The sequence below is a fragment of the Mesorhizobium sp. M0239 genome (assembly GCF_040321815.1).
Classification (GTDB): Bacteria; Pseudomonadota; Alphaproteobacteria; order Rhizobiales; family Rhizobiaceae; genus Mesorhizobium.
On record NZ_JAMYSG010000002.1, the window covers coordinates 191,927 to 204,693 of the forward strand.

The following is a 12,767-nucleotide window of genomic DNA, read 5'->3' on the forward strand; positions in this document are numbered from 1 at the left end:
GCACCGTTAACCCGAATTGGTTCTAGCTTGATGCACTCGAATTCGGGGAGGACATTTCATGACTATTCTGCGACTGAAAGCGCTGCTTGGGGCGGGCTGCTTTTCGCTGGCTTTGATCGGGACGGCGATGAACCCGGCACATGCCGGCGGCCTGGAGCGTGCTGGCTACGATATCGACCTGTTGTTTGATCCGGCTCCGTTCGCGACCGAAGCGGAAGCGACCTATGTGATGCCGGACCGCAAGTACAAGAATGCGCGCGGCCCGGGCGGAGCCGATCTCGGTTTGGGCACCTCGGCCGACGGAGCCGAGGGCTATTGGGTTCCACGCATTGGAGCCAAGGTCCAGGTCGTGCAAGGCGTGGATTGCATGGTCGATTATTCGCAGCCCTGGGGTGCACATACCGCGCCGGGAAATGCGTGGAACGGCGCGTTTTCGAATATCGAAACCGACATCAAGAGCGACAACTACGCGGCTACCTGCTCCTACAAGATGGACGCCGGCAAAGGCCAGCTTCGGTTCATAGGCGGTGTTTTCTACCAGAAGATCTATGGCTTCAAGGAGAACTACACAGATATTGGCTTCGGCACGATGGTCGGTCGTGTCGATCTGGAGGCCGATGGCTGGGGCTGGCGTGCGGGCGTCGCTTATGAAATTCCAGATATCGCGCTGCGCGCCAGCCTTGTCTACAATTCGCAAGTGAAGCTCGACAATATCTCTGGTACTCTGAACATCGGCGGCGTCGTCTCTGTACCGATTTATGGTGCGACGGAGTCAATGCCGGATTCGCTCGAATTGAAACTGCAGTCGGGCATCGCACCTGGCTGGCTCGCTTTCGGTTCGATCAAGTGGGTCAATTGGAGCGTCCTGCAAAGCGTTCCGATCTGTGCCCAGGGTACACCCTCCTCATTCTGCGTCACGAATGGTCTGGGCCAACTAACTTCACTCGACCTGATGTATCGTGATGGCTGGACTGTCACGGGCGGTATCGGTCACAAGTTCAATGATCAGTGGAGTGCCGCTGGGCAGCTTTCCTGGGATCGTGGCACGTCGCATGGCTATGGTGCACAGACCGATACCTGGACGCTGGGTGGTGGCGTTGCCTATACGCCCAGGCCGAATATCGAGGTTCGTCTGGCAGGTGCGGTCGGTGTGCTGACCAGCGGCCATTCAGGGGAGTTGGCTGGCGAGAACGGCTATATCGCGGGCACCGATGACAGCTATGACTTCGGCAACGATCTGGTCACGGCAATTTCCGGCGGTATCAAGATCAAGTTCTAAGCAACTGAAAATTCTAAGCAAAAGGCCGGGCGTTGCTCGGCCTTTTTCGTTTGAGCCGGCATCGCCCGTGCGCCCCGTATCCAAGCTGCGTTGCATATTAGCCGCACCTCTTTCGCCCCGTGCGATTGTGACGTTTTGGCAACACTTTCTGAACAACCCCTGCGCTGGAAGCCGGGCTGAGGAAATTGCCCATTTCCCGCCATAAACCCGGCGCACCTCGATCTTGTCTCGGGACACGCGCCAAAAGGCTCGGCGAGGGGGCAGGCCGCTCCGCCCCATTTGCAGGGAAGATGGGGCAAGGAAGAGTATGGACGCCAAAGTCATCTCCAAGGCTAAGCTCCCCAGCCGCCATGTGACCGTCGGTCCGGCGCGTGCGCCGCATCGTTCCTATCTCTATGCGATGGGTTTGTCGGCGGCCGAGATTGCGCAGCCGCTGGTCGGGGTCGCCTCCTGCTGGAACGAGGCGGCGCCCTGCAACATCTCGCTGATGCGCCAGGCGCAGGTGGTCAAGAAGGGCGTCGCTGCGGCCAGCGGCACGCCGCGCGAATTCTGCACCATCACCGTCACCGACGGCATCGCCATGGGTCACCAGGGCATGAAGTCATCGCTGGTGTCGCGCGAGGTCATCGCCGATTCGGTCGAACTCACCATGCGCGGCCATTGCTACGACGCGCTGGTCGGGCTGGCCGGCTGCGACAAGTCGCTGCCCGGCATGATGATGGCCATGGTGCGGCTCAACGTGCCGTCGATCTTCATCTATGGCGGTTCGATCCTGCCCGGCAGCTATCGCGGCCGCCAGATCACCGTGCAGGATGTTTTCGAGGCGGTCGGCCAGCACTCGGTCGGCACGATCAGCGACGACGAACTGCTTGAGATCGAGCAGGTCGCGTGTCCCTCGGCCGGTTCCTGCGGCGCCCAGTTCACCGCCAACACCATGGCCACCGTCGCCGAGGCGATCGGCCTGGCGCTGCCCTACTCCTGCGGCGCGCCTGCCCCTTACGAAATGCGCGACCGGTTCAATTTCGCCTCCGGCGAAAAGATCATGGAGCTGATCGCCAGAAATATCCGGCCGCGCGACATCGTCACGCTGAAGGCGCTGGAGAATGCGGCGACCGTGGTCTCGGCCACCGGCGGTTCGACCAACGCGGCACTGCATCTGCCGGCGATCGCCCACGAGGCCGGCATCAAGTTCGACCTGTTCGACGTGGCCAAGATCTTCGAGAAGACGCCTTACATCGCCGACCTCAAGCCGGGCGGCAAATATGTCGCCAAGGACATGTTCGAGGCCGGCGGCATTCCGCTGCTGATGAAGACGCTGCTCGACCACGGCTATCTGCATGGCGACTGCATGACCGTGACTGGCCGCACTTTGGCCGAAAACATGCAGCACGTTGTCTGGAATGAGCATCAGGACGTGGTCCGCCCGGCCAACACACCCATTACCCAAACCGGCGGTGTCGTGGGCTTGAAGGGAAACCTTGCCCCCGAAGGCGCGATCGTGAAGGTCGCGGGCATGGCGGAGTTGAAGTTCTCCGGCCCGGCACGCTGCTTCGATTCGGAAGAGGAATGTTTCGAGGCGGTGACGCAGCGCAACTACAGGGAAGGCGAAGTTCTCGTCATCCGCTACGAGGGGCCGCGCGGCGGCCCCGGCATGCGCGAGATGCTGTCGACGACGGCAGCACTTTACGGCCAGGGCATGGGCGGCAAGGTGGCGCTGATCACCGACGGGCGCTTCTCGGGCGCGACGCGCGGTTTCTGCATCGGCCATGTCGGCCCCGAAGCAGCCGTAGGCGGCCCGATCGGACTGCTCAGGGATGGTGACGTGATCTCGATCGACGCGGTGAACGGCACGATCGACGTGGCGTTGTCCGATAGCGAACTGGCGGCGAGGGCAAAGACATGGAAGGCGCGCGCGACCGATTATCAGTCGGGCGCGATATGGAAATATGCACAGACGGTAGGGCCGGCGCGCGATGGCGCGGTGACTCATCCGGGCGGTGCGAAAGAAACACACTGTCATGCGGACATCTGAGTTGTTGAAGTCAACACCAGAGTTGTTGAGGTCGTCTGTCTTTTCGGCACTGGTCGTGATCGCCACTTTTGGCGCGACCTTTGGCGCCGTGGGCCAGGCCATGGCCTTCGACGACAAGGTGTTCGACGACAAGACCGGGGTGAAGCCGCAATCCAGCCCATGGGCGGTCTTCCAGTTCGGCTTCTCCGCCTACAAGAACGGCCACAAGGAACAGGCTGCCGAGGCCTACAAATACGCCGCCGAAAACGGCCAGATCGGCGCCACCTGGAAGCTTGCCCGCATGTATGCCGAGGGCGACGGCGTGGCGCGTGACGACTACGAGGCGTTCAAGTTCTTCTCCGAGATCGTCGATCAGGACGTCGAGCCCGGCTCGCCTGAGGAAAGCTATGTCTCCGACGCGCTGGTGGCGCTTGGCGACTATTTGCGCACGGGCATTCCCGGCAGCCCGGTCGCCGAGAACGAGGTGGCGGCCCAGGAATATTACATGCGCGCCGCCGCCAACTACCGCAATCCGAACGCGCAGTTCGAAATGGGGCAGATGTTCCTGAAGGGCGAGGGCGGCGTGAAGGCCAGCGTCAAGCAGGCCGGGCGCTGGTTCCAACTCGCCGCCGAGAAAGGCCATGCCGGCGCACAGGCGACACTGGGCCATTTGTTGTTCCAGAGCGGCAAGATCGTTCGTGGCCTGGCGATGATGACGGCAGCGCTCGAACGCGCTTCGCCGGCTGACCAGCCCTGGATCCGCGGCATGCAGGAAGAGGCATTTGCCACCGCCGGCGAGGCCGACCGCCGCACCGCCATCTCGCTGGCCGATGATATCCTCACCAAGGGCAACAACGCGGATCAGTAATCTCGCGGCCGCGTCAGCTTCACCAGCAGCACTCGATTTTCGATCGTGATCAGTTCTCGATCGGCTCCGTCGGCACCATGCTGGGCGCCGGCGTCGAGATCGGCGTGACATGGGGTGGCGCCAGCGTGTTTTCCGGGCAGCTATCCCCGATCTTCGTCCACGATGTGTTGTTGAGCACCATGTCGCAGCGAGCCAGATGGCTCCGGTCGGCAAGCGTCAGGCAGGCGACCTGGCCAAGCTGGTAGGATTTTCCATTGGCCAGGCATTCCTGGTCGGCAAATGCCGCACCGGGAGCGGCCATGGCAAATGCCAGGCCGATCGGACAAAGATGAAATCGTGTGCTCATGGAACCCCAGCCGCCATGCTGGCCCGCAATGAGCGGCGCGAAATGTGGCGATATGAGGTCCAGCGCAGACGTGCCCGGCGAGGGTTCTCTCAGGCCGGCTGAAGTGCGAGATCGATCGCCACCGGCACGTGATCGGACGGTTTTTCCCAGGCGCGCACGTGCTTTTCGATCGACGCGGAAGAAAACCGGTTGGCGGCTTCCGGCGACAAGAGCAGGTGGTCGATGCGGATGCCGTTGTTCTTCTGCCACGCGCCGGCTTGATAGTCCCAGAATGTGTAGGTGTCGGGTGCGTCGGTGACCGCGCGCACCGCCTCGGTGAAACCAAGGTTGAGCAGCCGCCGGAAGGATTGTCGCGTCTGCGGCTGGAACAGCGCGTCGCCCAGCCAGTTCTCCGGAAACCGCGCGTCGATCCGCTCGGGAATCACGTTGTAGTCGCCGGCGAGCACCAGAGCCTCCTCCAGTCTCAGCCGTTCTTCGGCCCAGCGCTCCAGCCGCGCCATCCAGGACAGCTTGTAAGGAAACTTCTTCTCGTCATCGATCGGATTGCCGTTCGGCAGATAGAGCGAGGCGACGCGCAGCGCGCCCTCGTCAGTCGAGAAAACCCCTTCGATGAAACGCGCCTGTTCATCGGCATCGTCGCCGGGCAGGCCTCGGATCACCTCGTCGAAGCGCAGCTTCGACAGCAGGGCGACGCCGTTGAAACCCTTTTGGCCGTGGGTTTCGACATTGTAGCCAAGCGCCTCGATCTCGGCGCGCGGGAATTGCTCGTCGACCGACTTGATCTCCTGCAGGCAGACGATGTCGGGTGCGCTCTCGGTCAGCCAATGGGTGAGGTTGCCAATGCGGGCGCGGACACCGTTGATGTTCCAGGTGACGATTTTCATGGCGGTCTCGATGCTGTTCAGTTGGATTCTTGCGGCGGATGGCGTTCGACGAGGCCAATCGTATTGCCAGCCGGGTCCTTTAGGAAGGCCATCCATTCGCTTTCCCCCGCTGGACCGAACTGGCCCTCTGTGTCGCGATGGACAAGTGTTGGCGGCGCGGTGAAGGGTACGCCTGCCGCGACCGCAGAGGCATGGAAGTCATCGAGGCCCGATATGTCGAGATAGACGGTTCCGGCCGGTATGCCGTCGGTGAACAGCAGCCTGATATCGCCGGCCATGATGAAGGCGATGCCCGGCGGGTCGAAGCGCGCATGAACCGCCATGCCGAGCACGTCGCGCCAGAAAGCCAGCGTGGCGTCGAGATCACGGCCAGCCGACAGCGCGATCTGACGGACCGCACCGATAGCAGGCATTCTATATGGAGAAACTCGTGCCGCAGCCGCAGGAGGCGACGGCGTTCGGATTGCGGATCTGGAACGACTGGCCCATCAGATCGTCGACGAAATCGATCACAGAGCCGCCCATATAGACCAGCGACAGATCGTCGATCAGCACGGTGGCACCGTCCTTCTCGATGGCGACGTCGTCGTCATTGCGCGTATCGACCAGATCGAACTTGTAGGAGAAGCCCGAGCAGCCGCCGCCTTCGACCGACACGCGCAGCGCCGTCTTGCCGGCCTCGTTCGAGACAATCCTGGCGATCCGCTTGGCGGCGGCCTCGGTCATATCGACTTTCATGGCAGTCTTGGCATCAGCGCCCATGGGCGTCACCTTGCTTTCGGTTTCACATGATAGGTATGAAGCGCGAGGGGCCAAGTCAACCTGGCTAAGTCAAACGCGGCAGCATCAGCCATGACCAATGAGTTGGGCGACATCGGATTCGGCTATCGGCCGCGCGCCGCCTATGCCTGCGACCCGGCAAAGTCGCGCGGACGGCTGTTCGACGAGGTGGAAAGCCCGACCCGCACGCCATTCCAGCGTGACCGTGACCGCATCATCCATTCGACGGCCTTCCGGCGCCTGAAGCACAAGACGCAGGTCTTCATCGCGCATGAAGGCGACCACTATCGCACCCGGCTGACCCATTCGATCGAAGTGGCGCAGATCGCGCGCGCCTTGGCACGGGCGCTGCGCGGCGACGAGGATCTCGCTGAGGCGGTGGCGCTGGTGCATGATTTCGGCCACACGCCCTTCGGCCACACCGGCGAGGACGCACTGAACGAGAAGATGGCCGCCTGGGGCGGCTTCGACCACAACGCGCAATCGCTGCGCATCGTGACGAGGCTGGAGGCGCGCTACGCCGAGTTCGATGGGCTCAACCTGACCTGGGAAACGCTGGAAGGCCTGGTCAAGCACAATGGGCCGCTGACGGACGCCAACGGCAAGGGTCTGAAAGGGCCGGTGCCGCAGGCGATCCGTGATTACTCTGAACTGCACGATCTCGAACTCGACCGGTTCGCCGGCATCGAGGCGCAATGCGCGGCGATCGCCGACGATATAGCCTACAACACGCATGACATCGATGACGGTTTGAGGGCAGGGCTACTGACACTGGACATGCTGGAGACGGTTTCGCTGCCGGGAACGATCCTGAAAGGCGTTCGCTCACGCTATCCCTCCCTCGATGATGTGCGCACCGGCCACGAGCTGATGCGGCGGCAGATAACCGCCATGGTCGAGGACGTGATCAAGTCGACGACCGCCAATCTCGATCGCATCAGGCCGCGGAGCGCCGATACAGTGAGGGCAGCTGGCGAGACGATGGTGGTTTTCTCGGCCGAAATGGCTGCCTTGGAGAAAGAACTGAAGGCCTTCCTGTACAAGCACCTCTACCGGCATGCGGAGGTTATGCGGGTGCGCGCGGACGCCGAGCAGATCGTCAAAAATCTGTTCGACGCCTATTTCGCCGATCCGCGCGCCATGCCGGATGGCTGGCGCGAGGGGCTGGATCGGGCCGACGACCGCATCAAGGCGCGCAGCGTCGCCGACTTCCTGGCGGGTATGACCGACACCTACGCGCTCAAGGAACACCGGCGTTTGTTTGACCATACGCCTGAATTGGGCTAGGGCGGGCTCGATTTTGCCGGCCAACGAGCCGGATTCGCTGCAAAGCCGCCAGAGCCAGACCCCAGAGTCACACAAATGAACATCTTCGCCGATTTCACCGCGCGAATCATAAAAGCCGTCGAAGCGCTTGATCTGAAAGACAAAGACGGCGTTTCGGCTGACCTGTCGCGCATTGCCGTCGAGCCGCCGCGCGACGCCAGCCACGGCGACCTGGCGACCAATGCGGCGATGGTGCTGGCCAAGCCGACCGGCCAGAACCCGCGCGCGCTGGCCGAAAGACTGGCGCAGGCGCTGCGTGACGACAAGGATGTCGCGGCGACGGAAGTGGCAGGGCCCGGTTTCGTCAATCTCAGGCTCAAGGACGGCTTCTGGCAGACACATCTGACCGCACTGCTCGGCGAGGGCCGCAACTATGGCCGCTCGACGGTTGGCGGCGGCAGGAAGACCAATGTCGAATATGTCTCGGCCAATCCGACCGGGCCGATGCATGTCGGCCATTGCCGGGGTGCTGTCGTCGGCGACGCGCTTGCCAATCTGATGGCCTTCGCCGGCTACGACGTGACCAAGGAATATGTCATCAACGATGCCGGCTCGCAGATCGACGTGCTCGGCCGTTCCGCATTCCTGCGCTACCGCGAAGCGCTGGGCGACGATATCGGCGAAATACCCGCCGGTCTCTATCCCGGCGATTACCTGGTGCCCGTCGGCCAGGCGCTGGTCGCGGAATTCGGCCGCTCGCTTCTGCAGATGCCTGATGACGAGGCGCTCGCCATCGTCAAGGATCGCACCATCGATGCGATGATGGCGATGATCCGCGAGGACCTGGCGATGCTCAACGTGCATCACGACGTGTTCTTCTCCGAGCGCACGCTGCATGCCGACAATGCCAGAAAGATCCGCTCGGCGATCAACGATCTGACGCTGAAGGGCCATATCTACAAGGGCAAGCTGCCGCCGCCCAAGGGCGAGAAGCCAGACGATTGGGAGGATCGCGAGCAGACGCTGTTCCGCTCGACCGCGGTCGGCGACGACATGGACCGGGCGCTGGTCAAGTCCGATGGCTCGTTCACCTATTTCGCCGCCGACGTCGCCTATCTCAAGGACAAGGTCGATCGCGGCTTCGTCGACCTGATCTATGTGCTCGGCGCCGACCATGGCGGCTACGTAAAGCGGCTGGAGGCCTTGGCGCGGGCGATTGCCGGCGACGAGGTGAAGCTCACTGTCCTGCTGTGCAATCTGGTCAAGCTGTTTCGCGAGGGCGAACCGGTGCGCATGTCGAAGCGGTCGGGCGATTTCGTGACGCTGCGCGAAGTGGTGGAGGAGGTCGGCCGCGACGCGATCCGCTTCATGATGCTCTACCGCAAGAACGATGCGCCGCTGGATTTCGATTTCGTCAAGGTGACCGAGCAGTCCAAGGACAATCCGGTGTTCTATGTCCAGTACGCCTCGGCGCGCTGTCATTCGGTGTTCCGGCAGGCGAGCGAGCAACTGGGCGAAGCCAATTTCGACCGCAACAGCCTGGCGTCGGCCGCGGCATTGCTGACCGATGAGGGCGAGATCGGCCTGATCCGCAAGCTCGCCGAATACCCGCGGCTGATCGAGTCCGCCGCCCTTGCGCTCGAGCCGCATCGGCTGGCATTTTACCTCTATGATCTGGCTTCCAGCTTCCACGGACACTGGAACCGTGGCACGGATAATCCGGACTTACGTTTTGTTAAGGTTAACGACCGACAATTGACGCATGCCAGACTAGGGCTGGTGCAGGCTGTTTCGGACGTTTTGACGTCCGGCCTGACGTTGATCGGGGCCGCCGCGCCCACCGAAATGCGTTAGGTTTGACTAAATAACCTGTCACCTTTTGCCCACATTGCGCTGGTAAGGGCCAACCCTACGCGACGTCCATGGCGTCCGAATGAGTGCGAGTTCGGGAACAATAATGGCAGACAGAACCCAGCTGAGAGTAGCCGACAACAACGACATCGCTGACGATGATCCGTTCGCGGAACTGACCAGGATCATGGGATTCGACCCGCGCCAGCCGGTCAGGCCGCAATCGCCCGCCCAGCCGCAGGCCCCAGCCGCCGATCGCGGGCTCGAAGAGGGCGATTTCGATATCGATCTCGAGAAAGAAATGATGGGCGAGTTCGGCGCTGACGACAGCGACGCCGCTCCGGTTGTCCGGGCTCATGAGCCGACCTTCGAGCATGAGCCGGCATTCCAAGCGGCTGACGCCAGCGCGATGGACGACGAGCTTTCGGTGTCGCTCGACGACGATTTCCAACTGGACATGGCTGAGATCGACGGCCACGTCGCCGGCACCAGCCATGCGGTCGCAGCTGAAGCCGCGCCGTCCGTCGAGCCGGCTTTCGCGTCTGATTTTGACGATGCCGTCGCCGGTTCGCTTGAGGACGTCTCCCCCTTCGAGGACGATCAGTCGATGGCGGACGAGCTTGCCACTTCGCTCGACCAGGACCTCCGGATCGATGAGGAAGCCGAAGAGGCCCAATACGCCGTTGCCGACACGCACGCTTCTGTCGAGCCAGTTGCCTCAGATGACGAATTCGACGATGCGGTGGCAGTCTCGCTTGAAGACGAGCTGGTGCTCGACGACCATTCGGCGGCCGAACAGTCATTCGTGGTCGCCGAGCCCGTCGAGTATCCCATGCCGGAGCAAGCGGCGGCGCGTGACGGCCATGCAATCTCCGATGAAAGCTTTGCCGGCCATTTCGACGACGCCATGGCTGATGTCGACATGGATTTCGACGTTCGCGCGGATGAGCCGAATGCCTTCGACGAGCCGCCAACGCATGATGCGTTTGCCGATGTCGCTGACGCGAAGGGCGAGCTTCCCAGCCCTGAGAGCGTGCCGGACGATGCTTTTGACCTGAATTTGGACGACGCGTTTGCCGAAACGGTCGAAGAGCCGGTCACAGAGGTTGCCGCCGTTGCCGCCCAGCCGGCGGCGCCGGAAGCCTACATCGCAGCCGCGGTGCATGCCCCGACCGCGGACGAACGGAGCCTGGAAGACGAGTTGAATGCGCTGCTGGGTGCCATGACGGCGCGCACAGTGCCGGTGGCCAGTGAGCCCGTCACGGCTCAGCCGGCTGTCGCTGCCCTGCCGCCTGTTGCCGAGCCCGCCGAGGAACCGGCCGACCTTGTCGGCGACCTCGACTGGGATCTTGACGAACCCGCGCCTGAGCAGGACCGGCATGTTGGCACGGCCCAAGCGGCCGATGCGGATATTGACGACCTTATGCTTGATGAACTCCAGGATACGACCTGGAACACGGTTGGCGATGTCGATTTCGACGATGATGCGTTCGACGCGGCTTTGCCCAAGGATCTTGATCCGCGTGACGAAGCCGCTGACCGGGACAATTCGGCGGATTCTCTCGATTGGCTTGCGGAGCGTTCCCAACCGGCAGAGCCGCCGCGTTCGTGGAGCCGCGTGACGCCGGTTCCGCAGCAGCCGTCATTCAGCGCTCAGCCTGCGTTTGGTGCTCAGCCGGCCGCTTCGGTGGCATCCGTGGCCGCCGGGCCGGCAGTCGCCGCCATGACATCCTACCGTTCGTCCGAGCCGGTCGAGGCCGTGGCTCCCGCTGCCCCGGTATCGGCGCCGCAATCGCGCCAGCCGGCGCATTACGAAGACATGCCCGACGTCGAAACGGTCGATGTACCCGAGCGTGTCGTCGCGCTGGCGGACGATCTCGATATTCCCGAACTGCACTTCGAGGAAGACCAGCCAGCGTCGCCTGGCTACGACGATCTCGATGCGGAGTTCTCCAGCCTTCTCTCCGAGATGAACGCGGTGGAGGTCGCTGCCGCTCCCACAGGCAATTTGGCCGGCGCGTCTTACGATGATGACTCCTATGCCGCGGGCTTCAAGCCGGGCTATGACAGCCTCAAGCCGGCATATGACGGGGTCAAGCCGGGCTATGATGGGATCAAGCCGGGCTATGAGCCGGAAGCGCGGACCTATGCCGCGCGGCCGATGGACATGTCCGCCCGCGCGGCGGCGCCCACGGGTTATGCCGACGCCTCTGGTTTCGACCTTGACAGTCTGCCAGGGAGCCAGCCGGTTTCCCAAGCCGATGATTTCACCGTCGATGAACTCGACTACGATCCCGAACTCGACGAGGCTATGGCTGTCCCGGGGCTCGGCGAGCGTGAGGCCGCGAGGCCGTCGCGCGGACGCGGCCTGTTCATCGCCGCGATTGTCGGCGCGGTCGCCGTCGCGGGCGGTCTCGGTGCCTTTGCGCTGTCCTTTGGCGGCAAGGGCGGCAGCGAAGCGCCTGTCATCGTCAAGGCCGACAACGCGCCGATCAAGGTTAAGCCGGAGAATCCGGGCGGCGCCGTGGTGCCCAACCAGGACAACAAGGTCTACGACGCGGTCAGGGGCGCAAAGCCAGCCGAGCCGGTCCAGGAAAAGCTGGTCACCAACGTCGAAGAGCCGGTTGACGTGCAGGCGAAGGACCCGGCCCGCGCCATCGATCTTTCGCCGGACCAGAATGCAGCCGCCGCTGGAACCGATGTCGGCAATGCCGCGCCGATGTCCGGCGCCGCTTCGGCCGACAACGCTTCTGCCGATAGCACTGCGCCGGCGCCCAAGTCCGAGGATCGCATCGCGCAGGTGCTGCAGGATGCCGACAAGGGCACCAATGCCGATGTCGTCGCCGTTGCGCCGCGCAAGGTGAGGACCATGGTGGTCAAGTCGGACGGTTCGCTGGTGCCGCGTGAAGATCCGGCAGCGCCCGCCGCTCCGCAAATGGCCGCTACCGAGCCGGTCGATCCGGCGCCGCAGCATGTCGCCCCGGCGGCGCAAGCCGATGCGGACCAGACCGGCACCGTGGCGCCTGCCGCCGCCCAGGCGGACGACGAGCCGGCCCTCAAGCCGGTCGCCAAGCCGAAAGCCGAGGCCCAATCGGCGAACACGCCGGCAAAGGTTCCGCTCGCGCCGCAGCGTCCGTCCGACCAGCCGGTCGATGTTGTCGGCGAGGTCAAGCCCGATCAGGTTGCGTCCATAGATCCGGCATCGACCGCGGCCGGCGGTGGCTCGTGGTCGATGCAGATCGCCTCGCAGCCGACCGTCGAAAGCGCCCAGTCCAGCTATCAGGATCTGCAGCGCCGCTATGGCAGCGTGCTTGCCGGGCGTACCGCCAACATCGTCAAGGCCGAGATCGCCGGCAAAGGCACGTTCTACCGCGTGCGCGTTCCGGCCCAGTCACGCAATGACGCGATCAGTTTGTGCACCAGTTACAAGGCCGCCGGCGGCAACTGCTTCGTCTCGCGCTAAAGCCGGAGCCAACCATCAA

General features: G+C 63.2%; 10 protein-coding genes. 6 read left to right on the forward strand and 4 right to left on the reverse strand.

Annotation, left to right across the window (positions count from 1 at the left end):
• Positions 1-58 precede the first annotated feature (58 nt).
• The 3 genes from NKI99_RS02570 (at position 59) to NKI99_RS02580 (ending at position 4,158) form a co-directional block, all read left to right on the forward strand.
• Complete coding sequence (locus NKI99_RS02570) at positions 59-1,279, forward strand: OmpP1/FadL family transporter (protein ID WP_128304005.1); 1,221 nt, start codon at positions 59-61, stop codon at positions 1,277-1,279.
• 307 nt (positions 1,280-1,586) lie between these two features.
• Complete coding sequence (gene ilvD, locus NKI99_RS02575) at positions 1,587-3,311, forward strand: dihydroxy-acid dehydratase (protein WP_352609610.1); 1,725 nt, start codon at positions 1,587-1,589, stop codon at positions 3,309-3,311.
• Positions 3,298-4,158: a tetratricopeptide repeat protein gene (locus NKI99_RS02580; protein WP_031213511.1), complete on the forward strand. Its 861-nt coding sequence runs from the start codon at positions 3,298-3,300 to the stop codon at positions 4,156-4,158. The genes ilvD and NKI99_RS02580 overlap by 14 nt, the downstream gene beginning before the upstream one ends.
• Before the next feature lie 49 nt (positions 4,159-4,207).
• Here the strand turns inward: NKI99_RS02580 and NKI99_RS02585 are convergent, their stop codons facing one another.
• From NKI99_RS02585 to erpA, 4 genes are all read right to left on the reverse strand, one after another.
• Complete coding sequence (locus NKI99_RS02585; RefSeq protein ID WP_352609611.1) at positions 4,208-4,504, reverse strand: hypothetical protein; 297 nt, start codon at positions 4,502-4,504, stop codon at positions 4,208-4,210.
• Positions 4,505-4,593: 89 nt separating this feature from the next.
• Positions 4,594-5,388 carry an exodeoxyribonuclease III gene (gene xth / locus NKI99_RS02590; RefSeq protein ID WP_352609612.1) on the reverse strand — a complete coding sequence of 265 codons (795 nt, stop codon included), beginning with the start codon at positions 5,386-5,388 and terminating at the stop codon, positions 4,594-4,596.
• 17 nt (positions 5,389-5,405) lie between these two features.
• Complete coding sequence (locus tag NKI99_RS02595) at positions 5,406-5,801, reverse strand: VOC family protein (RefSeq protein WP_128304007.1); 396 nt, start codon at positions 5,799-5,801, stop codon at positions 5,406-5,408.
• A 1-nt stretch (position 5,802) separates the two neighbouring features.
• On the reverse strand, positions 5,803-6,150 hold the full coding sequence (gene erpA, locus NKI99_RS02600; protein ID WP_013531288.1) for an iron-sulfur cluster insertion protein ErpA: 348 nt from the start codon (positions 6,148-6,150) through the stop codon (positions 5,803-5,805).
• Between the two features lie 90 nt (positions 6,151-6,240).
• Here erpA and NKI99_RS02605 point away from each other — a divergent pair, with 90 nt between their 5' ends.
• The 3 genes from NKI99_RS02605 to NKI99_RS02615 all read left to right on the forward strand — a co-directional run bounded on the left by NKI99_RS02605 (position 6,241) and on the right by NKI99_RS02615 (position 12,748).
• Positions 6,241-7,455 (forward strand): deoxyguanosinetriphosphate triphosphohydrolase, encoded by a 1,215-nt coding sequence (locus NKI99_RS02605; protein ID WP_352609613.1) that lies wholly within the window; start codon positions 6,241-6,243, stop codon positions 7,453-7,455.
• Positions 7,456-7,530: 75 nt separating this feature from the next.
• Entirely contained in the window at positions 7,531-9,288 is a 1,758-nt protein-coding gene (argS, locus tag NKI99_RS02610) for an arginine--tRNA ligase (RefSeq protein ID WP_352609614.1), read from the forward strand.
• A 103-nt stretch (positions 9,289-9,391) separates the two neighbouring features.
• Complete coding sequence (locus NKI99_RS02615) at positions 9,392-12,748, forward strand: SPOR domain-containing protein (RefSeq protein WP_352609615.1); 3,357 nt, start codon at positions 9,392-9,394, stop codon at positions 12,746-12,748.
• Positions 12,749-12,767: the final 19 nt, after the last annotated feature.